The organism is Flavobacterium rarum (SeqCode), assembly GCF_965234445.1.
GTDB lineage: Bacteria > Bacteroidota > Bacteroidia > Flavobacteriales > Flavobacteriaceae > Flavobacterium > Flavobacterium rarum.
Map to the genome: position 1 here is coordinate 115,490 of NZ_OZ248479.1, position 26,159 is coordinate 141,648.

A 26,159-nucleotide genomic window follows, 5' to 3' on the forward strand; every position below is an offset into this window, starting at 1 on the left:
TTTTTTCTTGACAAATCAACCTCTCACCATTTCGATATGCGGGATATCGTCTTCGAGATACATTTCGCTCGTTTGTACAAAACCATGGCTTTCATAGAATTTTTTAAGATACAATTGAGCTCCTATAGTAATTTGGCTTTCGCTAAAATGTTCCAAAATACCCGCAATTGATTCTTTCATTAAATCATGTCCCCATTTTCTGTCTCTATAGTCTGGATCCACTGTTACTCTGCCTATGGATGAGTTTTCAAAAGAAATCCCTGCTTTAAAAAGTCGGGAGTGAGCCACAATTTTTCCATCAAAAGTACCGTAAAGATGCAAAGCCACTTTGTCCTTACCATCCAAATCAAGGTAGACACAGTTTTGCTCCACCACAAAGATCCTGCTTCGCAATTGGAGTATATCGTACAATTCATTCACAGTTAATGCCTCAAAAGGCTTTATTTTCCATTCTATAGTCATGAATACAAGCTTAATTAATATCTCAATGAATTCTTCTGGCAAAAGGTTCCAAAAGTAGTGATTCTTTTCAAAAATGGTATCAATTTATTTGAACCCTTTTTAGAATAGATTCCAACTCATGCATAAAATCCCGTTTATCTTTTGAAGGCACATAACAAAACCCTTCCAAAAAAACGATTCTATTGTTTTGAGGATCCAAAACGAAATAATTCAAAAAAGAACCAAACATAAAACTGTCTTTCAATCGCCAAGTCCCTTTAACTTCATAAGTTACTTTGCCATTAAGCATTATTTTTGAAACATAAAGAGGAAAGGATTCGTCAATATACATACTAGAGGCAGATTTTTTGCTTTTAATGTATAATGCACCAATTGAATCGTGAATTTTAATAAATTGCTTTTGAAAATCACCTTTAATATCTATGCAATCAGAGGGTAATTCTGTAATTATCAAACTCAAACTACCGCTTACAAATTCATTTTTAAGCCAAACAAAATCTTCTTTTTTAATAATGTATTTATAATTGTTTGGAATTTTTAAAGTAAGCTGAAACTGTTTTTGAAGTGCATTTGAAGGCATCAAAGAATCATTTAACATCAACTGATGTGCTTTAAGTTCTCCTTCCTGTATAATTTGGATGACTTGGGGTGATTTTTTCTCAATTAACTGGATAAGGTCTGAAAGTGATTTACCCGTAATATGGACTACGTTTTGAGGTGTAGCATGTTGATTTTTGATTATAACAAAAGAGTTTTTAGTTCCAATTTTGAAAACGATTATCATTCTGCTTTTGGTTTCAAATCCTTCCATTACACGAATTGAAAACTGATTGATATCAAATTGGGGCTCTTCTTTGGGCAAACCTTCAACAGGACTAGCAAACTTGTTTCTGATACTGTCTCCAACTACTCCATTCCACAATATATCATCAATAACAACCGAAACGGAATTTATTTTACCTGTAGATGGTGTCGAGTTACTTGAATTTTCCTTAGAACAAGAAAAAAAAATGACACTTAAAAACAAAAATACATAAGCAGATTTATTCATAATAATAAGAAAGAATAGACCTCAAATATACAGCAGTTTAATGAAATAGTCCTATCGTATTCATTCTAAGTTTTAAATAAAAATTTATTGAATCAGTGAGTGATTTGAGAGTAATGATTTGAAAAATTGCACAAAACGATGTTTAATATTAAAAAAATAAAGCGCAAAATACACTTATGCAATTACTTTAATAAAAATTTAAAATAACTTATTAATCGATAACTTATCCTTTTATTTTTAAACCCATACCTGGTTTCAAATCATCTCCTGAAATGTTATTCCATTTTTTTAAATCAGATACAGTAACACCTGGGTATTTTTGAGAAATACTAAACAATGAGTCTCCTTTTTTTACTAAATAATCTATATCATCCATTTTTGAAGAAGTTGAAATATCTTTTTTCTTAAACGATGATACTGTTGCATTATTGGTAATAATTGCCACTTCATTTTTGGCTACGATTAATGAATTACCTATAGTCAAAGTATTATTTTGAATATTATTCCAATGTCTTAAGTCTGTCAAAGTAGCACCGAATTTTTTTGCAATACTACCAAGATTGTCTCCTTTTTGCACTTCGTATTTTATATCTTTAAGTTCAGGAACAACTACTGCAACGCCTTCTTTAGTTTCTATTGAAGCATTTGCCACTTGAATTGAAGCTCCTAATTTTATATTTGGAGAAGAAAGATGATTCCACTCTTTGATCTCGGCTACTGTTGTATTGTATTTTTTGGCAATCGTATTAAGATTATCTCCTTTTTGCACAATATAGTAATTCGGTTCCGTAGTTACTAATGTATCAATTTTTGCTGTAGTCGTTTTAGAATCTGTGGTAGCCACATTGGAATTTTCTTTGGCTGCAATTGCTTTGTTTTTGTCAATAGCAGAAGTCAATTGAGAGTTTGAATTGGAGTCTTTTTCAATTATAATTTTCAAAGTTTTTCCTGAAGCAATTGAATTTCCTTTGATGTGATTCCATTTTTTTAAATCGGAGACGGCAACATCATTCATTTTAGCAACATCTCCAAGATTGTCACCTCGCTTCACTTTATAATATTTCACTTTTGTATTGGAAGCAGCTACATAAGCTAATGAATCCTTTATATAATTTGATTTCCAATTTTGATTTACTTTTTCTCTTTTGTCCATTTCATATTGAACATAAGCGTAAATACGTTCTTCATTGGAGGTGAAAATAGCCACTTTAGAGGAAGGCAACGTTAAATAATGATTTTTCCCTGCATAATTGGGTACTACATTGCGTTTGTAAGAAGGATTTAAAGCTTGTAGTTGCTCAACAGAAATGTCTAATAAATCAGAAATTTGAGCAAAAGACATTTCTTTTTTTACCATTACTGTATCGGTGGCAAAATGCCGAACCAACGCTTTTTTGGGAACAATTCCATGTTCTTTATGGTATTCATAAATATACATGGTAGCTAAAAAAGCAGGAACATACCCTTGTGTTTCTTTAGGTAATTTATCTTTAATATTCCAGAAGTTTTGTTGGCCACCCGAACGCCTAATGGCTTTGGTTACATTACCTGGGCCAGAATTATAAGAGGCCAAAACCAAATCCCAATCATTAAAAATGGCATACATATTGGTCATATATTGAGCTGCTGCTTCGGAAGACTTGATTGGGTCAGAACGCTCATCAACGTAGGTATTAATATCTAATTTGTATTGTTTTCCAGTTTGATACATAAATTGCCACAAACCAGTAGCTCCAACTTTAGAAACCGCTCGTGGATTTAATGCCGATTCTACAACTGCCAAATATTTTATTTCCAAAGGCACATTTTTCTTAGCTAATTCATCTTCAAAAATTGGAAAATAATATTCGGCTACAGCCATTTGATTGGAAAATGCTTTTCGTCTGTTTTTGAGAAAAGATTTTATTAAATTCTCAAGACCTTGATTGTATTCAATATTAAAAGGGGATTTTGCATCCATAGCCGCCAATCGCTCTTTCAACAATGCGGTAGGTAATTCTTTGTCGATATCTTTATCAATATTTAAGGTATTGATTTCGTTATCTAAATTATTATATATATCAAGTGTATTTCCAATTTGATTCATCCATAAACTATCCGATTTTACGGTACGATCGTATGAAACAAATGAATTTTTGATAGAGTCTAAAAAGGAAACAGGCTTTTCGGTCTTAACTACAAAAGTGTTTTCAAGATTAATTTGAGAAAACATGGTAAAAGATAGCAAAAGAAGAAACGATACGGTGATATTTTTCGTAGTCATATTTGTAATTATAATTCCCTATTATTCAAACGTTTACAAAACATTCTATGCAAAATTAAAATCTATTTTCTAAAATAAGCCATAAATAATGTTAAAAATACAAAAATAATCGATATTTAACGTTATTAATTGTATTCTGTGAGTATATATTTTCAATTAATTATATTTTAAATAATTTTGGAAGTTTCAAAAACCTGAATTATTGATTTTTATTTATATAAAGAGGGAGTATTAAAAATCTGGAAATTTGACACCTTAACAGTTGATTTATATAATTTAGACTTTATATTTTCCTTTTTAAACAATCTAGTTCTACGTCTGTTCGAGTGTTTCGCCAAAAAATGAGATAGCTTTTTTTAATGAAATGTATCGAGAATCATCACCTTGAAGGTTTTCGTTACAATTTAGAATAGTAAAGCTATTGCATTACTATTCTAAATCATTCGAAGAGATGCTACGTGTTTATTGCAGCAAAATAAAAGGTTAAACCCAGAATCCGCCTTAGACTTCATAGCGAAACTGAATTATTCAATAAAAGCAAGAGCTCACGGACTATTTTTGAAGATGTAATACTTTTGTATTTTGTAATTAAAAATGGGAGCAAGTTCTTGGTTTTGAAGAAGAATTTATTTGCAGTAGATTTCTAATGCGGAATCTGGGTTAAATGATAGTACAGTCGTTATTACCACAATAACAATTAAGCACAAAAAAAACCTTTAGTTGCAGGTACAACAACTAAAGGTTTAATGGATTTTTAAAATATAACTAACAATTTAAAAATTCAATGGTATTTAAATTGAATCAAATAATAGAAAATTAGTCTAATATTGCAGCAATTCCAGGTAATGTTCTACCTTCTAACATTTCTAACATAGCACCACCGCCAGTAGAAACATAACTCATTTTGTCTTCAAAACCGAATTGTTTTACAGCCGCTACTGAATCTCCACCACCTACTAGAGAGAAAGCACCGTTTGCAGTTGATGCTGCAATATAATTTCCAAGAGCAATGGTTCCTTTAGCAAAACTTTCCATCTCAAAAACGCCCAATGGTCCATTCCAAAGAATTGTTTTGGACTCCATAATCACTTTTTCAAAATTTTCCAATGATTTCGGTCCTGCATCTAGACCTTGCCATCCGTCAGGAATTTCTCTAACGTCAACAATTTGTGTATCGGCAGTATTTGAAAAAGCATTCGCAGCCACTACATCAACAGGTATGTGAATTTGAACTCCTTTTTCTTTGGCTAGTCTTAAAATTTCTAATGCCAACTCTTGTTTGTCATCTTCACAAATAGAATCTCCTACTTTTCCACCTAAAGCTTTTACAAACGTAAAGGTCATTCCACCACCAATAATCATGTGGTCTACTTTGTCCAAAATATTTTCGATAACAGTAATTTTTGAAGATACTTTTGATCCTCCAAGTACCGCTGTTACGGGTTTTTCACTATTTTTTAAAACTTTGTTTAAACTTTCAATTTCTTTGGCTAATAAAGTTCCAAAGCATTTAGTTGAAGGAAAAAATTGAGCAATAATAGTAGTTGAAGCATGCGCTCTGTGAGCTGTTCCAAAAGCATCATTTACATAAATATCACCAAGTGAAGCTAATTCTTTAGCGAAAGCTACATCACCTGCTTCTTCTTCATCATGAAAACGTAAATTTTCTAATAGTAACACTTCTCCAGGTTTCAAATCTTTTGCAGCTTGTTGTGCTTCGGCCCCAATACAATCGTTTACAAATTTTACAGAAACACCTAATACTTCTGAAGTTGCTTTTAGAATGTGTCTCAAAGAATACTGATCTTGAACTCCTTTTGGTCTACCTAAGTGAGACATTAAAATCGCGCTTCCTCCTTGGGCCAAAATAGCGTCAATTGTAGGTTTTGCTCCTTCTATACGATTTACATCAGTTACATTAAAATTTTCGTCCAATGGAACATTAAAATCTACTCTTATTAATGCTTTTTTATTTTTAAAATCAAAATTATTCAAAGTCTTCATGGTTCTTTTTTTTAGTTGTTTTTGAAAGAATAACAAAGATATAACTTTTGAATAAGTATTAAATTTGAAAATTCTAAAAAAAAATGTGAATTTACTAACGAAATCGATGTAATACCAAACACAAATACTATATAGTCCAAAGGCCCATTCTAATTTGGAGAGCAATAGTAAAAAAAGCAACCGCTCCCGATATTTATCGGGACGCAGATTATTCCTTAAAAAAATAAAATTTTAAAGAAATTAATTCGCGCTAATTCCGCTGTAAGCGGCTAATTTATAGATTAACTTATATTTGAAATCTACGAATCTTCGGCAAAACAACTCATACGTTTGTCTTGGGGAGAGAGTTTGGGTTGAGGATAAATAATTGGACTAATTTATATAGGTGTTTAGTATAAATACTGTTTTCTGTTTGTAATTTATTTCACATTATTATAAAAGCAATACATAACCGATAACTCATAACCAATAACCGACTTCTAATCATGTACAGGACTTTGTGTACAAGGGCAATTACTAACACCTTGCAAGAATCGAAAACCGATAGTCAAAGAATGAGTACCCGAATTACGAGACACCAAATCTTCACTTAATGTTAATTGATAAGAATAACCCATGGATATGTATCCTTTTGTAAACCCAATCATTGGCCCTACACCAAGCGGTTGACCTATCTGATCATTCAGAAAACGATAGGTAGCTCCTACCCAATAGTAATCTTCATACCTGTTGAATTTTCTGTATTTGATGTTTAAATCCGTGATAGAACGTCCATCACTTTGAAATAATTGATAAAAAGCAGACGGTTCCAATTCATCTCTATTTCCCATATCAAGTACATATCCAGTGTACAATTGATAATTGGTAAGCAAATTGGGCTCTAACTTAGTGGTTGTAAAATCAGTGTTTTTTTGCAAGATATTGGTAGCCGTTGCATTAACATAAAATCCTTTGTTTCGGTACAAAAGTCCAATTTCAAAGTTATTGTTGGTTGTAGAACGATTATCAGTGATTCCAGGATCATTTGGACTATTACTTAAATCTGGAACATCAATACGAAATGAATTATAAATATACGAAAGTCCAAAAGAAAGATATTGTTTGGAATAATAATCCAAAATAATATGATGTGCAAAAGTTAGTTTACCCCCAGCTTGTTTGGTATTTCCATTGGAATCATTATACAAAGTAAACCCCACTCCAGATTGATCCAAAACTCTAAAATCGGCATAAAGTGCTTGACTACGAGGTGCGTCTTCAACACCAACCCATTGTTGGTAACCATTAAGATTTATTCTAAAATTATCACCAATTCCAGCATATGTAGGCGAGACCACAAAGGGATTATCGGCCAAATATTGTGTAGCTACAGGAACATTCAACTCTTGACTGTAACTGGCTGTTACAGTCAAAAGGAAAATACTGATTAAGATCTTTTTCATTGTTTTTTTTTCATTTTAGGAAAACTCCTCACACTTCATTTATCTGTATAGGGTAAAATGACCCATAAACTCACGATCATCTTGATTGTGTCGTAATTTCAATACATACCAATAGTCACCCATTGGCAATTCGGTACCGTTGTAATTACCGTCCCAAGATTGTCCTGCACCAAACGTACCGACAACTCGACCATAACGATCATAGACTATAAACTTAATATCAGGATAATTTTCTGTGTTAGTAGGTTTCCATGTCTCATTTGTACCGTCTCCAGTCGGAGTAAATATTGGAGGTATTACAATATCTATAAATTCAAAATACTTGGTAGCAGCTGCAACACAACCATTAGTGTCGGTTACCGTAACCGTATAATTGCCCGATTTAAAATAAATATATTTTGTATTGGAACCATTAGATACCCCATTTACAGTAAATTGATACACCTTAGAACCACCTGTTACAGTGGCAACAATTTCATTCAATCCTCCAAGATCAAGAGTAATCGCTAAAGGATCTATTTTTTCAATTGGAAAAACAGGAGTAGCATCGATACAACCATTTTTATGATGCACCATTATATAATGATCACCAGGAGTAAGATTATTAAATACATTGCTTCCGTTTTCGGTAGTACTGGCATCTAAATAATACTTAACATCGGCTAAATTATTACTTGAATCGACTGTTACAGTAACCTTGTTGGCAGGTAAATCATTAACACATTCAGTAGAAATAGTAGCTACTGGATTAAGGGTTACCGATGGGTCTAGAGCTACAGGCAATTCAAATGTACATGAATTAGCATCTTTGATATAAACGGTATGATTTCCTCCTGACAATCCTGTGAAAAGAACTTGATTAAGCACATAGGTTCCATTAGGATTATCTATGCTAGTACTGTATGGTGCAGTTCCAGAACCAGCAGTGATCAAGACAGCAAATTCACCGGTTTTTTCACCAGCACATAATTCTTGTTTGATAGAAAGCGGGTCTACTTTGGCATCAATTGGAAGGGGTTCCGTAATAGTAACATCTTGAAGTAAGTAACAACCGTTTTGATCTTGAATAATTACTGTATAAAGACCAGGTTTTAAGTTGGTAAACAAACCGGTATCCAAAAACTTATCAGATCGTGGCGTAATAGCATATTTAATTATACCTGTACCATCAAAACCATTTACTGTTATTGTACCGTCACCATTTCCGGCACATTTTACATCCGTTTTAGAAAAGGTGTAGTTTAAGGCAACCGCAGGCTCCGCAATAGTAATCACAATAGAATTTGCAACGCAATCTCCACTGTTTACTCGTACAACATAAGTTCCAGCTGGCAATTGTGTAAAATTACCAGGGGTTACTTGAGTAGGTGTGAATGCGAGAGGCAATCCACTTCCATTTAATAAAGTATAAACATAATTTCCTAAACCTCCAGTAGCGGTGGCTATAATAACACCAGTAAAGTCACCTTTACAGTTAATTTTTGAATTAACGATATCAACAGCAACATTTAAAGTAGGTAAAGCATCAATTTGTATGTCATTTGAAACAACACTTCTACAACCATTGGCATCTCGAACATAGTAACGATAAACACCAACAGCGATTGGGAAAGTAATTGAAGTAGCAAAACTACCTGCAATTACAGCAAAATTTGGAGTTGTACTATAAGTGTACAAACCTGTTCCACCAGTTGCAGAAAGAGTTACGGTAGCTTGAACATTACAGGTATTTGTACTTGCTTTGACTAAACTAGCCACTACAACATTTGGTTGTGCTATAGTCATTACAGCAGAAGTAGTTCCGCAACCCCAGCCGTCAGTAACCGTTACTGTATAAGCTCCTGCTTCTAAATTTGTGAATATGTTTGAAATTTGTGGTCCAGAAGAGACAACAGGTACCAAAGAAGTTCTATTTAATGTGTATAAATAATTGGATCCTTGACCTCCAGTAGGTACACCCACAGTAATGCTTGCACTAGTGTCTCCATTACAAGTCAAGAGCAGCGTACTTGGAGTAGCGGTAAAGGCAATTGGCGTTGGATTGTTAAGCGGTACTACAACACTTGCTACACAACCTTTTGTATCTCTAACATTTACTGTATAAGTTCCAGCGGTTAGATTCGTAAAGTTTGAAACAGTTGAATAAGCAACCGCAACAGGACCCACCAATTCAAATTCATAACCACCTGGCCATCCACCTGTTGCAGAAGCTGAAATAGACCCGCTATCGACAGCAACACAAGTAATCACAGAATGGGTTTCAAGGGCAGTCAATGCGGCTGTTGGTCCTGTAATGGTAAAGTTTTTACTTACTGTACAGAAAGGCGTGCCGGACAAAGAAGCGGTAATCATAAAGGTACCCGCACGTAAACCCGTAAGCGTAATTGGCCCAGGTGTTGGACTATTAGTTGTTGGTACCACCACTACTGGTGCTAATGGATTCGCAATATCAAAAACCGTATAATCAAACGGCCCAGCATTATCCATTGGCGTAGGTACTCTATCGATTAAAGTAACTCTTGCACTTCCGTTGGCATCGGTAAAACACGTTACATCAACCACATTGTCAATGGTTAAGTCAAAAGTGTTCGGTTCGTTTACATAGTGTACGCCAATGATTTCACAATTCGTATCTAAGTTTCTCACCGTGATTTCGTAGTTTCCTACTGGCAAATTGGTGAATGTAGCTACACCACCCACAACTGAAACTGGAGGCAAATTATATGCAGTTCCTTTTGTTGCAATCGGTGGCACACTATTGTCATAAGTTACATCCTGAACCGCAAACGCTAAGTTGGAAGGCGCACCTCCAATTGAAGTTACCGAAACTTCAATAGTTTCAAGGTTAGTACACGTTATCGCATTAGTAACGTTCACATTTACTTTATCCAATTGGATATAAGGAGCAATAATAATTGGAGCCGTTGTGGTACCGATACATCCTTTGCTGTCATAAACATTCACCACATAAGAACCTCCTGAAAGATTCGCTTCGGTGTATACATTGCTGTTACCAAATTGAACTACCGTATTTGGAGTACCTACTTTGATGAATTCATAATTCAAGTAGGTACCTGAACCACCTGTAACTAAAGTTGGATCTACCGTAATCGTCGCTAAGTTTCCTGCGTTACCTGATGTACAACCGAATTCAAGAACTGTTGGAGCCGGAACTATAATTTGTGCTGGTTGAGAAACATCTATTGTTTGTGAAACCGAACACAATCTTCCAGAAGTAACAGTTACGGTATAACTACCCGCTTCCAAACCACTGAATAATGGAGATGGTTGTGTTCCTGTTAAAGGTATGGCAACTGATACTCCACCAACAGTAGTTCCTGTTAAAGCATATGAGTAAATAGGATTATTATTTACAGTCAATGTTGAAGGAGTCATGTTAGCAGTAATCGTGCCATCTGATCCTCCTTCACAAGTCACTGGCGTTGTATCTAATACAAAATCAATGGCAGTATTAGGCAATAACATGGTTACAGAAACCGGTTTAACACAAGCTGGTACTGTTGCAATATCTCTTACAAAGAATGTATAAGGAGTTGCACTAGCTGCTAAGCCACCAAATACATTTGAAGAGACATAGGTAATACTATCATTACTATATTCATAATTCGCTGGAATAGCAGATCCTCCACTAGCTGTTAGGGTCACTACACCGTCTGCATTTAAGCAAGTAGATAAAGTGGTTACATCGGCTTGTAATTGTATTGGTTCAAAAATCGTTACTGGTACAAGCGTTTGATTAATACAACCATTAGCATCTCTTACCCAAATAGTATAATTACCAGGCGCAGTAACAGTTAATGAATTCGAAGATTGAAAACTATTGCCATCCAAACTATATTCTAAAGCACCAACACCGCCTGCACCCGCTGCAATGATTGCATAACCCGTTGGAGACGGACATTGACTAGCAGCACTTGCTGTTACAGTTGGCACTGGATCTAATGAAATCGGCACTGTTACAAAACGGAAACATCCGTTAGCATCTTTTACATATACGTCGATTAAATCAGGTGATACAGCTGTTGCTGATGTTGCAATTGTTTTGGTTTTTGAAGGAGAGTAGAATCCTATTGGACTTGTTGTAGTAGGCACAAAAGCAAATTCAAAGCCCCGCGTTCCGCCCACAATAGTTGTATCATCAACAGTAAGTACTGCTCCTAAAGTGTTACAATTTTGATTTTTAACGTTCACCATTAAACCAGTCAAATCTAAAGCAGCTGGCTCAGTAATGATAACCACATTAGAAGTACCTGGACAACTTGGATAAGCTGTTTGTGTAACCACTACGGTGTAATCATTTCCTGCAACTAAACCAAATGGAATGACAAACGGATTAGAAGCTGTCGTGTTATGTGAGTTCGTATATACCGAAGTCGCACCATTGAAAACTTCATAAGTATAAGCACCGGTATAGTTGCCAATATTAATTTCAATAGCACCCGTTGCATTAGTAGCACAATCTACATTCGCAGCAGCACTAGCCGTTAGGGTCATGGTATTGTAATTTGGAACGGTCAACGCATTTGATTTAATACGACAAGTAGTGTTGTTATCAATGATTTCAAATTCATAGAAACTACCAACTACAAGAGCGTCGTAGGTAAATGTAGTTCCGACTACAGGCGTTGGCCCTTGAATTAATAAACCATCTTGGTATACATTGTAGGTAAATGGATTTGGAGTATTTGTTCCACCATTAATTACCACATTCATTTCTTGTTTATTGTTTAAACAGTCAATTGGAGTACCTAAACTCGCAACAGCTGAAACCAATTTAGGGAATGCAGCGATTGGAACTACGATATCGTCAATACAACCATTCACATCTTTAGTATAAAACGTTACACTTGAAACACTTGTGTCTATGACATCAAAGGCATACTTATTATCAATTGGAATGCTATTGCTTGGGAAATAATTGATTCCGTCAGAACTAAAGGTATAGGTTCCACTTCCGCCTGCTGCACTAACAGTTACCACCGTTATGTTTGGTGTATTCGTTGGAGAACAAGTAAAAGCAGATACAGAATCTAAAGCAGCCACAACTGGTGTTGGGTTTATAATAGGCTCAGAACCATTAAACAGACACTTTTTAGCATCTCTTACAATATAATTGCCTGGTCCTGCAGGAAGTCCAGTAAATTCATTAGAATCTTGCCAAGTCGTTCCTCCATCTGTACTATATTCATAAGGCAGAACCCCTCCAGTAGCCGTAATTTTGATAGAACCATCCGCTAAACCAACACAAGTAGGTTGCGTTACGGCAGCAGTAGCAGTTGGATTAACTTTAGCTGCAATATCTACAACCGTGCTTTCAACTGTACAATTATTTAAATCTGTAATTCTAAATTGATAAGTACCTGATGTACTGACAGGGTATGTAAAAATTCTGGTATCGTTGCCAAAATTAACCGAAGCTAAATATGGCGCACCATTAATAGATACTTCATATCTAAAATCAGGTGTAAGATCCGATGAAGTAAATAATCCATCAGATACCGTCACTGTAATTAATCCATCTGGCGAAGTGGTACAATCTAACTCTTTAGTTACCTCTGCTAATACAGATAATTTTTTATGTAATGTTACAGCTGAAGTATTAGAAGGACAACCATTGGTGTCTCTCACTATAATGCTTTGAGGTCCTGAACTCAAGCCAGTAACAGTATAAGGGAAACTAGCTACATTTTGAAATGTACCTCCATTTACTGAAATAGTATAAGGCCCAATTCCTGGAGATGTCAAATCCACATCTAATGAGAAAGCACCTTCTACAGCACAATTAGCCACATTTGATAAATCAATAACAGGAATTGGATCAAGTAAAACTGTTACAGGAGCTACTTTAATACAACCATACGCATCTCTAACATAAACCAAATAATTATCTGCTTCTTTATAAAATGTATTTGCAGAATGTGAAGCAATATTAAAAGAGGCTGCTGTTGGTGCTGTATCAGAGCCATCTTGGCCAATAGGTCCATTATCAACTAAAACTTGATACAAATAAGGGACAGCAGTTATTGGAGGTAAGGCCGCTAAATCTTCAGCAATAACTGTACCCCCTCGTGCTACAGCAACTATTTGACCTGCGTCAATATTACAATTGTCATTTTTAATAACTGAAGCTGATATAGATAAATCAACTGAGGATTCTTTTATTTCAAAAATTGCTGAAGCTGACTTACATAGATTAAAAGCACCCGTGCCATTTTCTATAAACCTTATGTAGTAGCTTCCAGGTTCTAATGTTGCAGCCATCGGTGAAAAATCAGTTATAGTAACTGGAGTACCAAATGTAACTGATACATTAAAGAATGGTCCTACAGGTGCATTAGAATAAGCATAAAACAACTGATAATCTATAGATGTTGTTGTAGCATCAAAATCATCAATAGTAAAGGTAACTTTTCCATCTTTATTACCTTTACAAGTAACATTTTTAGGAGTTACAGTTGAAGTAAGCGTTGATGCTGGTGCAATTGGTTGATCCGCACTTTTTACATAATAACAAAGTGTAGTTAAATCATGTACTACAAAAGTGTAAGTTACTCCTGGTGTAAGATTTGTAAAAGTTCTTGTATCTACTCCAGGAACATCTGGAGTATACCAAGTAGTAGTGTATGGAGACGTATTAGTTTCTAAAATACCGAATTCATAATTACCACTTCCAACAGTTGATATAGCTTTTACAATTGCAGTTCCTCCTGTAGTACAATTTGAACTCAAAGTAGTTACATCAATAGATAAATCAGATGGTGGTGAAGCGATTGTAATTTGTTTACTTAAAGAACAACCATTTGCATCAACAACATTTACAGTATATACTCCAAAATTGATTACTGTAAAAGTGTAATTTTCTCTACCTGTTGTCGAGGCAGTATAAGGATTACCAGCAATTATATCCCCAAAATTATTTGTAATAAAATATCTAAAAGGAGTTGCTACAGTCGCTGTTCCTCCAAGTACATTTAATACCTTAATTTCTCCTAGACTTGTCCCTCCTGGGTTATTACATGTTATATCTTCTTTACCTAAAACAAATGTTATAGGATCAGGTTGAGAAATAACAATAGATGTTGGATAAGTAAAAGTACATTCTTTACTATCTTTTACTGTGATTGTATATGTACCAGCTATAAGTCCAGTAAATAAATTTGAACTTTGATATGGAGAACCGTTTATACTGTATGTAAATGGTCCCACTCCCTTGCTTGGATCAATGGTTACTTCTATGATACCTGTGGCGTCACCATGACATTTTATAGACTGTTTTTCTACTAAAGTAACAATTTCGGGATATACAATTGGACTGATCACTACATTATTAGTTTCAACAGTACAAGCTGCAGGTAAATTAGAATCTGTAATTCTAAATTTATAAGTACCAGCTACACTTGTTGTAAATACATTTCCAACTATAGTTGCAGGAGCTACTGGTGCTCCATATAGCCCTCCATTAAATGATACTTCGTAATTATAAGCTGGTTTTCCTCCAAATGCATCAATTCTAATTGTGGCGTTTGGTGTAGCTGTACAATCTAATTCTTTCGTTCTAACAGCCGCCGCAGTTAATACTTGGTTTACTATAACAACTTCAGTATCTGTACAACCAAAAGCATCTCTTACAGTAATGGTGTACGTTCCAGGCGCAACGGTAAACGTATCTAGTAAAGCACCAGTTGGAGCGACACCTGTATTGATAGAATAGGTATAGGTACCTGAACCTCCCGTTGTAGTAGCCACGATTTGGAAAGAACTTCCTGTTGCAGTACATTGTCCATTTACAGTTGTACTAACTACAGGATTTGAGTAAGCCGCAATAGTAAATGAAGTAGAAACGATACAACCATTAGCATCGGTAACGGTAGCGGTATAATCACCAGCCGTCAGATTGTTGAAGGTTCTAGTACTTTGTGTAACAACAGTTGTTGCAGGAGATGGTCCTGTCACGGTATAAGTATTAGATCCCCACCCACCAGTCGTATTAATAGTGATACTTGCTGTTAATGCATTACAAGTAATCGGTGAAATAGTTGGAGCCGTAATAGCCAAAGGGGCACTTGGCGCCGCAACTGTTGCAGAAGCCGTTATGCTACAATTGGTTGTAGTATTGGTAATTGCTAAGATATGAGGTCCAGCAGCTAAACTAGGAACTAAAATATCAAATGTAGTTCCTGTTGCTGGAGAAGTACCTGTACTTGCAGGTAAAACACCATCTATAGTATAAGAATAAGACGTATTGTTACCAAATCCGCCAACAGTATATCTAATAGATCCGTTGCTCTCACCAACGCATACTACATTACTCACCACTACTCCACTAGCAGAAAGTGTTGGTAATACTGGTACTGAATAGGTAGTAGAGAAAAGACAATTTTTAGCATCTCTGATTTCAAAACGATAGGTAACTCCTGGATCTAGATTGGTAAAAGTAGCACTAGATTGAAACGGTGTTACTGCAGCAGCTGGAGCACTAATTCTATATTCTACAGCTCCAAAACCACCTGTATATGTATCAATTGTGATGTCCGTTTTATTTGCAGGACAAGCAACCAGAGAATTAGTAAACGTCATTGCCGTTGGTGGCGTCAAAGCATCAATTACCATGGCTGGAGAAGAAGTAAGTGAACATCCTTTGGCATCGGTAGTCGTTACGGTATAGCTTCCTGCTACTGTCAAATTAGGGAAAAGTCCTGTGGTATTGGTGGCTACTGTTGTTTCAACCGCCAAAACGGTTCTTTTCAACACATAAGTAAATCCTCCATTTCCATTCGTCGCCAAAGCTGTAATGGTAGCGTTAGTAGTACAAGTATAAGGAGTTGTTATACTAGCTGTAAGGGTTATTAGAGTAGGTTCAAAAACTACAGCTGTACCATCATAAATACATCCCTTGTTGTCTCTGATTTGATATGGGTATGAAGTTCCAGCCACAGATCCAGACAATGAACCATAGGTTACTGTACCAGAAAATCCTAAATTATTAAAACTATAAGTAAAAGGAGCTACTCCAGTAAGTGCTTGCAAAGTCACACTTCCGTTGTTTAATGTCTCACAAGTTTCGTTAGTTACTACTGCATTACCCGTCACAGCAACTTTTGCATTGATAGTGGCAGAAGTAGTGGTTTTACAACCAATAGCATCCGTAATTTCAAATTGATAAGTACCTGAAGCCCCTGTAGTATAGGTAAAAGTAGTAGCAGTCCCTACAGGACCAACAAGTGTTCCTGTTGTTTGTCCCGATGTTAGTATCACCGTAAATGGTGCCGTTCCGCCAGAAATGGTTCCTGTAATCACAGCATCTGGAGAAGCTGGTGCAACATCACAATCCAAATCAGTAGTTACAGGAGAATTGGCGGTTAACTTAGTATTAATTACTTGTTGAGCAGTATCAAAATAACAACCATTACCATCAGTTACTCTAAAAACATAATTGCCCGTTACAGCAGCCGTATGCGTAAATGATGTTGTAGTAAACGTCGCGCTAGAAGCACTAAAAGTTCCACTGTTTAATTTTGTTTGATAGCTGTAAGGTGCTACACCTCCTGAAATAGACACATTAATTTGTGCTCCAGTAGTCGGATCAAAACACATTGCTGTGCTAGGTACTACTGCAGCAGATATCGTTGGTGGTGCATCAACAGGCACAGCCACTCCAACAGGAATTTGGCAACTATTAGCATCACGAACAAAAACAGTATAACTTCCTGAAGGAACATTTGTAAAAATTCCTCCATTATTGCTGTAAGCTGTGACTACTGTTGTTCCATCTGACTGACGCAATTCGTATTGATAGGCTGGGGTACCACCGCCACCAATGGCCGTAATGGTAGCTCCGGTGGTACAAGTAGCTTGTTTGGTAACCGAAGCACTTAATGTTACAACAGCAGGTGCACTAATCGTTACATCAAACGGTTTAGAACAAGCCGCTATAGCAGAACCTACAGGACGTACAACTACCTTATACAAAGCTGCACCCAAATTAGTAAACTTTACTGGAGAAGTTGTAGAAGTGGTCCAAGTAACTCCGTTATCTTTAGAATATTCAAACCCTTTTATAGCATCAAAATTTTGAGCCGCAATGGTAATTTCACCATTGGTCAACCCATTACAGGTTACATTTTTCTGTCCAGAAATTTGTGCGGTAAATGCTTTTCCGGTTGGTACTACAATGGTAAAATCTTTGGTAGTAATACATGATTTTGGGAGTTGAAAGACATTTATATCATCAATTAAAACATCATTCCCATTTATAACTGTACTATTAGAACGAACCAAAAAAGTTAAATCGGTATTATTCCCTGGATTAATCGTTAAGTTATAATTTTCCCATTTTTGGCTTTTAGGAATGCTTCCAGTATTTACAGACAACCCTTGTTTTTGAGCTGTTGGCAAACCATAATCTTTCCATAATTCTATGGTTAAATCGGGATCACCAAGAGTTGGTCTTCCTGCAACTATTAAGTTTAAAGCCCAAATAGACACTTTTACATCTTGATTTGGAATTACATTTGTAATTGGTTTACTATATAAAACCCCTCCTACACCTGCAGTTCCACCTACATTCACACAAAGAAAACGACCTAATGGATCTTGTGGAGTTGTATGATCTTTTGGATTTAAGATCCAAGCTCCTCCAAAATTAGTTATAATTGAACTTGCAACTGCATATTCTCCGTCATTAATCCACTGATCCTTATTGCATTTGTAACCGGGTTGCAAATGTGTGGTAGATTCATCTTCAAAACAGTAAGCAGGATTTATACCTGGTGAAGTGGTAAAAGTACCTTTCCCAAAATCTTCAAACAATAAATTACTAAAGGTGGGTACTGCATTCAATTTGTACTCTACTTTGATACCGTGTGAACCAGGAAGTACATTTAAAAAGACATTATTAGGAGTATTGGTGTTTTTTGTACCATCCAAATAATAATCATAGGTATAGGTAATCCCTCCCGGATTGGCAACAGTTACGGTACTGGTTGCGGTACCATCACAGTTGAAATCGACTGGGGTATTTATATCAATTTGAGGTTCTACTGGTTCTGGATCTAGAGTTACAGAAGCGCTAAAAATACACTTATTGAAATCTCTTACATAGAGCGTATACGTCCCAGGTGCTTTGAAAGCATCATTTACAGTAGTCCACGTAGCTTGATTATCGAAACTGTATTCGTAAGGCGCTACACCTCCTTGAGGATTTGTGATACGTAATTTACCGTAATTTTTAGGAATTCCAAGAAGCACATTTCCACATCCTGCCAATTCAGAAATACCCGCTGATGCGGTCAAGGCTGCTGCAGGCTCAGTAATAACAATTGTTTGCGGTGCATCAAAACAATCTACCCCATTCAAAGAATACTTCAATATTGCCTTATAAGTCCCAATTGGTAAATTAGAAAAAGTGTCATTGTTTACATAAGTAGTGCCATCGTCTATACTATAAGCCAAAGTATATCCGTTGGCATTGGTTACATTAAATTTTATTTCTGCAGTACTAGATCCGTAACATTTAACATTAGTGGAAGTTACCGTGTATATTGGTTTAGGATTATCCGTAACTGTAATAGGAGCAATAGTATATTCGCAGTTGTTAAAATCGACTACCCGAATGGTATAAGCTCCTGGAGTTGCTATAGCAATTACTGGAGAACCACCAAAGACAGTTGGGCTATTTACAAAATAGGTAAACGGACCCGTTCCGCCAACTGGAGTAACGGTAATTTCACCACTCTCACAAGTTAATGGTTTAGTAATAGCTGCTGTTGCTGTTAAAATGGCAGGTTCAATAAGAGTTGCTGTTCCGTTGTAAAGACAACCATCTTCTGTTGAAACAACTACATCATAAATTCCAGGATCTAAATTACTAAAAGTATAATCGTTAGGATTAATAGGACCTACACTATTAATTGGGATTCCACCTTTTGAAATACTATAGAAATATTGTGCACGAACATCGTTCGCTGCCAATTTAATCGAACCTTTTCCTCCATAACATAATGGATTGGTAACTGTAGTTGTAACCGTGAAATCGCGTCTTCTAATTTGGATTCCAGGCACCGTAAATACACAACGATTTGGAAGATTAATTATAGAGCGAATGTAAACAGTATAAATGTTTGGTGTATTAATTGAAAAGATATTACTTGGCTGATAGGTAACTCCATCCAAACTGTATTCATAACCACTAGCCGCAGCAGGTGTGCCCACAACAATTTGACCAGTTGTATTACAAATAATATCTCTTGAAGTTGCTGTTGGGTTTAATGTATTTTCATACACATTAAAGAAATAACGACTAAAACATCCGTTGGTATAATTTAATGTAATTCGATATTGTCCTTGCCCACCAAGATTATAATCCGGTCCTGTGGCTATTTGTGTCCAAGTACACCCGTTGGTTTCATCAGCACAGAGAGTACCACTTGTTAATCCACAACTGCTTTTTTCCCAAATAATTGAATTGGCATCCGTTATCCCTGTTCGAATAAAACGTTTGGCATTATCCCCACATAAATAAATATTTGGAAGCAATTTACCATCATTTGGGCAAGTTACTGTTTCTTCAGCAAAAGGAGTAATTGGATTAGCAACAGTAGTTCCAAAAGGCTCTACTGTAACAGTTTCATCTATAGAAACACAGGGAGCAATGGCTGTATTATGAACATAATAAGTTCCTACATTAGACACATTTATGGTTTGTGTTGTACCAATAATAGGACCCGTAGGCACTCCATTAACAAAAGGACTCAACGACCAAGCATACAGATTGTATCCATTTGCAGCCGTTATATTTACATTAGCACCACACAATTGATATTTCTTGGTATACTTACATCCATTTAAACCTACTAAGAAATTGGTCGCAGATGGCGTTGCTAGATTACAACTTCCAAAAACAGAAATACTAGGGTCATCTGTAATCACAGTTGGATTAGTAACACCTTTATAAGTTCCGAAAGCTTGATTTTTTACTTGATCCGCACACGCATCACTTAAATCATTACAGTTGGGCACAACTTGAACTCCAAATTTAATAATCCATTGATTCCCGTTTATTGTAACTAGATTATTAGGGATATTAAATATAATAGTTCGTGTAGCTGGAGTATAAGTAAATGTTATTCCTGAACCATTTGGAACAACAACATTATTTGGGTCAAATAGAATATTGACAGGCAAAATATCTTTTATAGTAAAAGAATCTGCATCATCATTACCCACATTTTTAAAACCAATTTCATAATTTAAAAAATCGCCTAATGTAACATTTGTATTTCCAATATTTACACCTGCAGCATTTTTTACAACTTTAGTTAAAACAATTTCTGGCTCAATAACATCAACAGCAAAAGTGGTAACATATACCGCATAGGTATCCGAAGTGGAAGTCAATCGATAGGTTGCCCCAGTTTCGTTATTTGGAATTACACCATTATTTGGATTATTAACATTTATTAAATCCATGTCAAATCCAAGAGTGTTCAAACTATTAGGCACCCTAGTACTGACATTTGTTGAAAAGGGGGTTAACACAGTAGGTACCGTTATACTCGAATTAAATACATTGTTTAATGGATTTAAAGAATTATTGACATAAGTAAACCCTGCAACTGAATTGGCTTTAATAAGCAAATCATCTCCAAAAAGTTTTGATTCCCCTTCTTGAGCGGCTACACCAATTGTGGCTCTTACAGGAAGTGGCGAGGGTAATGTTTTAAAACCGTTAACTGCAAAATCAAGATTTCCCAATGTACTAGTGATACTGGCATAACCATCAAAGGTTGATATAAATCTACTTGGTAAAGTTGGGCTTTCATAGACAATAACCAAAGTCCAACCTGCCATTGAACCAGAGCTCTTTTTACCTTTTGCCGCTCTAATATTTGCTGCAAAATAATTTCCGTTTGGATCTGCCAATAGTTGCAACATGCTTGTTACATTTTTATAACAAACATAAGGTGAGTTTGTGAATGAACTTGCAGGAGGAGCTTTATAACCATCAAAAATAATCTCATCTTCATCACCAACTGGGTCAGCAGCATTATCTGCCACTAAATCAACATAATTGGCTGCCCCAGGAACTTTAAATTTAATCTGATTCCAGTCATTTAATCGGGGTGTGCCTACAGTATTTGAACCAGAATTGGTACTTCTTTCATAAGGATAAATGGCAGTCCAATACAAACCAGCATAAACAATTCGTTTACAGGTATTATTAATATTTAACTCAGCACTACTAGAGGCAAAAGTGGTTGCATCTGAATCAATATCTACATACTCTTGATTCAATCCATTATTGTTAATTAAAATATCATAATTTTTGTTGGCCTCTGCTGTTAATGCAGCTAGATTGGTTGGAGTTCCATTTGGATCTGCAGCACTGAAAACGGGAAGTACATTTCTTGGATCTGGTGTATTCTTACTGATATTTGGATAAGTGGTTGCACTCACCATACTATTACCTACAAAAATAACATCTCCTTTGATTCGCATATTCCCACCGGGTAATCGTGGAACAAAGACCTTACCAACTTGAGAATATCCAAGACCGCTATTCAATAAAAATAATGCAATAACAAAGTAATGAAAGGCATACTGCTTTTTTACACTTGAAAAGGAAAAAACAAGCTTTAAGAAACCTCTAATTTTCATTATAAATGAAACTGAATAAAAATCTTTATTGCTTATAAAGTTTTTAAACAAACAGAAAACAGAAAAAATAAATTTAGAAAAAGTAGGTTTTTTCATGATGTATATATTTTAGAGAATCTCTTAAAAAAGTACAATTTGAGGCAAAAAAGTGCTTTTTAAGAAAATCTTATTTTTAATTAAATTCTATAAATTAACAAAAGTAATGCTAAATGTTTTTTTCGAAACCCAAAAAAACAGCCCTATTGTGTTAATTATTTATTATTTTAAGACAATTATAAGTATTACGAGTAGCTTTAAAAACATACGATAAAGAGCTCAAATCATCGCTTAAGAGTTTAAAAATAAACATTTTATAGGAATAACCAATACGATGCCAAAATTATTTTAAAAACTCTTTTTTCTTACAAATTTATTTATCAATTTTAACAATTACCATCTTACTATTATAGGCTTTACTTCCTTTTGCTTGTAGCGCTTGTGTTGCTTCCTCCAAATTATCAAAAGTTGCATCATAAATATAATATTTACTAGAATTGGAATCATAGAAAAAGTTGACTTCCTTTTGTCCAGAAGCAACAGTTTTGGTCACAAAAGCATCTCTTTTTTGAGCTTCACCATGAACAGCTAAAATTAAATAATATCCAGTTTGAACATTTTTAACATTTTTAATAATCTGCATATTGGCTTGGTTGTCTCCAAAATCAAAATCAGAAGTTGTTAGCGGTACAGCGCTCACCTTAGTAGTTTCCTTAATTCTTTTTAAAGTAGCGGCATCTTGTGTAAAACGATCTTGGTCATTAAGAGAAGCGGCACGTTTAATTCTACGTTTTTTCTCGATTTCGGTCTCAACTTTAATTTTTTCTAAAGTAGTAATTAAAGCAGCATTGGTTTGTTCTGCTTTTAATTGATCGGCTTTTAAAGCGTCTATTGTTTTTAAATAATTTTGATTAATTAAATCATTTTTAGGTGCTTTTTTAAGTCGTTCATTATACAAACTATTGAACTGCTCTAGGGTTGCGGCTTGATCCTTATTAACTTGAGCAATTTGGGCTTTTATTGCCTCTAGTTCGGCATTTTCACCAGCTGTGCTTTTAAATTCTACAGTAGTTTTCACAATGCCTTTATCACTTAAATCATTTTCTTCTTTTAGGTCTTTCAATGCTTTTTCTTTATTCGCTACAGAAGCATCTAAACGAGACAATAATTGTTGTTGTTTACGTTTAGAATCTTCTATCGTTTTTGAAAGATTATCCATTGATTTGCCTATATCATCTTTTGGCATAGCATCGGCTTTGGCTTTTGCTAATGCTTCAATAGCCAATTTTGCAGCGGCTGCAGCTTCAATTCTATCTTGTTCGGCTGCAGCATCAGCTTTGGCTTTGTTATCAGCAGCCAATTTTGCAGCGGCATCTGCATCCGCTTTGGATTTCGCTTTGGCTTCTTCGGCAAGTTTAGCAGCAGCAACTGCATCCGCTTTTGCTTTGGCATCAGCAGCAAGTTTTGAAGCTACAGCAGCATCGGCTTTGGCTTTGTTATCAGTAGCCAATTTTGCAGCGGCGTCAGCATCCGCTTTGGCTTTCGCTTTGGCTTCTTCGGCAAGTTTAGCAGCAGCAACTGCATCCGCTTTTGCTTTGGCATCAGCAGCAAGTTTTGAAGCTACAGCAGCGTCGGCTTTGGCTTTGTTATCAGCAGCCAATTTTACAGCGGCGTCAGCATCCGCTTTGGCTTTCGCTTTGGCTTCTTCAGCAAGTTTAGCAGCAGCATCTGCATCCGCTTTTGCTTTGGCATCAGCAGCTAATTTTGCAGCAATTGCAGCATCAGCTTTGGCTTTGTTATCAGCAGCTAATTTTGCAGCAGCGGCATCGGCATCTGCTTTGGCTTTGGCGTCAGCAGCTAATTTTGCAGCGGCATCAGCATCTGCTTTCACTTTGGCATCTTCAGCTAATTTTGCTGCTATAACAGCGTCTGCTTTCGCTTTGTTATCTGCAGCCAATTTTGCGGCAGCAGCATCGGATTTGGCTTTGTTATCAGCAACTAATTTTGCTGCTATAGCAGCGTCGGATTTGGCTTTGGTATCTGCAGCTAATTTTGCAGCGGCATCAGCATCTGCTTTGGCTTTGGTATCTGCAGCCAATTTTGCAGCGGCATCAGCATCTGCTTTGGCTTTGGTATCTGCAGCTAATTTTGCAGCTATAGCAGCGTCGGATTTGGCTTTGGTATCTGCAGCCAATTTTGCAGCGGCATCAGCATCTGCTTTGGTTTTAGCATCAGCAGCTAATTTTGCAGCGGCATCAGCATCTGCTTTGGTTTTAGCATCAGCAGCTAATTTTGCAGCGGCATCAGCATCTGCTTTGGCTTTAGCATCAGCGGCTAATTTTGCGGCAGCAGCATCGGCATCTGCTTTGGCTTTGGTATCTGCAGCTAATTTTACAGCGGCATCAGCATCTGCTTTGGATTTGGCATCAGCAGCTAATTTTGCAGCTATAGCAGCGTCGGATTTGGCTTTGTTATCAGCAGCCAATTTTGCAGCAGCATCAGCATCGGATTTGGCTTTGTTATCAGCAGCCAATTTTGCAGCGGCATCAGCATCTGCTTTGGATTTGGCATCAGCAGCTAATTTCGCAGCGGAATCAGCATCGGATTTGGTTTTAGCATCAGCAGCTAATTTTGCAGCTATAGCAGCGTCGGATTTGGCTTTGTTATCAGCAGCCAATTTTGCAGCGGCATCAGCATCTGCTTTGGATTTGGCATCAGCAGCTAATTTTGCAGCGGCATCAGCATCTGCTTTGGCTTTGGTATCTGCAGCCAATTTAGCTTTTAAAATTGCATCTTCTTTTACTTTATTTTCAGCAGCTAACTTAGAGGCTGCATCAGCATCTGCCTTAATTTTTGCATCAGCAACTAATTTTTCTTTGGCAGCGGCAGCGGCAGCTTTAGCTTTTGCATCGGCAATTAGTTTAGAAGAAGCGTCGGCATCGGCTTTTGTTTTTGCATCAGCAGCCAATTTAGCTTTATTTGCAGGTTCGGCATTCTTAACAGCAATTGCATCTGCATCTGCTTTGGCTTTTGCATCAGCTGCAAGTTTATTTTTTTGTAGCATTGCTTCAGCATCGGATTTCGCTTTGGCATCTGCTGCCAATTTGGCTTTTGAAGCAGCAATTGCTGCATCAGCTTTTGCCTTATTAGCAGCAACCAATTTGGCTTTATTCAATTCGGCCGCTTTTACTTGTTGTGCAATTTTGGCATCTGCAACCGCTTTTGTATCAGATTTTGGTTTTGTAACTGCAGCTCTTTGTATTGGAGCGGGTTCAATTAAGGCACCTTCCTCTTCATCATCACCGTAATCAAAATTATTATTTTTGAATTTATAAGTTAATACAATTATATGTGAAGCTCCTAGATTTGAAATATCCCCTAACCCCATTCCATAAGAATATTCGAATGCTATTTTTGGAGTTATATTCATTCCTACCCCAGCAGTCATACCAAGTACAGAATTGTAACCTGCTTGTGCCCAAATTCCTTTTGGTATTGTAAATACTGCAGAACCGGAAATGACAGTTTGTTCTTTGTTTAATTCCGCTTTAACAATACCTGAAAATTTACTTTTGTCAAAAAAACCATAAGAATCCATAAAACCTGTATACATTACATGACCTTCAATCCCTTTGTTGGGATCGTCTTTTAAGATACCGGTATTAAAATTATAAGTTATTAAATTATTAAAACCCAGTCCAAAATCAAAAAAACCAGTACCATAATTAATTCCTGGATTTATCGTTAAAACAGTATTGGAAGGGATATTATCTAAAGAAGGATCTGGATAATTTGATATCACCTTACCACTATTTAAACCACTTTTGTAAGCACTTAAATTGATACCAAAAGTCAAATTACTATCTTCTTGCAATAAAATATTATGAGCAAAATTGGCTACTACTCCAAAAGTGGTTAGCAAACCCTGATTTTGTTGAAAAACACTTAAACCTACACCCTCATTTTCTTTAAAACGACCCGAATAACTTAGCATATACGTTTTTGGAGCATTTTCGAAACCTGCCCATTGCGTTTTATTAAATAATGTCACATAGGCACTTTGTTGTCTAACAAAACTAAAAGTTGGATTGATTACAAAAGAATTAAATTTTAAAGAATTTCCCGGTGGAATAACAAAAGATAGTACACCATCTTCTCTATCTTGAGCATAGAAATTTTGAAAAATACAGGCGAAAAATAAAACGCTTAATAAAAAATTTTTCAT

General features: G+C 35.9%; 7 protein-coding genes. All 7 read right to left on the bottom strand.

Annotation, left to right across the window (positions count from 1 at the left end):
- Positions 1–15 precede the first annotated feature (15 nt).
- The 7 genes from AC8GF4_RS00510 to AC8GF4_RS00540 all read right to left on the bottom strand — a co-directional run bounded on the left by AC8GF4_RS00510 (position 16) and on the right by AC8GF4_RS00540 (position 26,159).
- Complete coding sequence (locus AC8GF4_RS00510) at positions 16–462, bottom strand: GNAT family N-acetyltransferase (RefSeq protein ID WP_506591708.1); 447 nt, start codon at positions 460–462, stop codon at positions 16–18.
- 79 nt (positions 463–541) lie between these two features.
- Positions 542–1,513: a DUF4837 family protein gene (locus AC8GF4_RS00515; RefSeq protein ID WP_506591710.1), complete on the bottom strand. Its 972-nt coding sequence runs from the start codon at positions 1,511–1,513 to the stop codon at positions 542–544.
- Positions 1,514–1,736: 223 nt separating this feature from the next.
- Positions 1,737–3,776: a LysM peptidoglycan-binding domain-containing protein gene (locus tag AC8GF4_RS00520; RefSeq protein ID WP_506591712.1), complete on the bottom strand. Its 2,040-nt coding sequence runs from the start codon at positions 3,774–3,776 to the stop codon at positions 1,737–1,739.
- Positions 3,777–4,592: 816 nt separating this feature from the next.
- Entirely contained in the window at positions 4,593–5,780 is a 1,188-nt protein-coding gene (locus tag AC8GF4_RS00525; RefSeq protein WP_506591714.1) for a phosphoglycerate kinase, read from the bottom strand.
- A 479-nt stretch (positions 5,781–6,259) separates the two neighbouring features.
- The gene (locus AC8GF4_RS00530; protein WP_506591716.1) at positions 6,260–7,222 is read right to left on the bottom strand and encodes a PorP/SprF family type IX secretion system membrane protein; all 963 of its coding nucleotides are present in this window, start codon (positions 7,220–7,222) and stop codon (positions 6,260–6,262) included.
- A 39-nt stretch (positions 7,223–7,261) separates the two neighbouring features.
- A complete protein-coding gene (locus AC8GF4_RS00535; protein ID WP_506591718.1) occupies positions 7,262–21,994 on the bottom strand; it encodes a T9SS type B sorting domain-containing protein in 14,733 nt (4,910 codons plus the stop codon).
- 313 nt (positions 21,995–22,307) lie between these two features.
- Positions 22,308–26,159 carry a PorP/SprF family type IX secretion system membrane protein gene (locus AC8GF4_RS00540; RefSeq protein ID WP_506591720.1) on the bottom strand — a complete coding sequence of 1,284 codons (3,852 nt, stop codon included), beginning with the start codon at positions 26,157–26,159 and terminating at the stop codon, positions 22,308–22,310.

What these genes read in the sequence shown, in the direction of transcription:
- AC8GF4_RS00510 (WP_506591708.1), bottom strand. Translation starts at nt 462, where the DNA reads ATGACTATAGAATGGAAAATAAAGCCTTTTGAGGCATTAACTGTGAAT.
- AC8GF4_RS00535 (WP_506591718.1), bottom strand. Translation starts at nt 21,994, where the DNA reads ATGAAAAAACCTACTTTTTCTAAATTTATTTTTTCTGTTTTCTGTTTG.
- AC8GF4_RS00525 (WP_506591714.1), bottom strand. Translation starts at nt 5,780, where the DNA reads ATGAAGACTTTGAATAATTTTGATTTTAAAAATAAAAAAGCATTAATA.
- AC8GF4_RS00515 (WP_506591710.1), bottom strand. Translation starts at nt 1,513, where the DNA reads ATGAATAAATCTGCTTATGTATTTTTGTTTTTAAGTGTCATTTTTTTT.
- AC8GF4_RS00540 (WP_506591720.1), bottom strand. Translation starts at nt 26,159, where the DNA reads ATGAAAAATTTTTTATTAAGCGTTTTATTTTTCGCCTGTATTTTTCAA.
- AC8GF4_RS00520 (WP_506591712.1), bottom strand. Translation starts at nt 3,776, where the DNA reads ATGACTACGAAAAATATCACCGTATCGTTTCTTCTTTTGCTATCTTTT.
- AC8GF4_RS00530 (WP_506591716.1), bottom strand. Translation starts at nt 7,222, where the DNA reads ATGAAAAAGATCTTAATCAGTATTTTCCTTTTGACTGTAACAGCCAGT.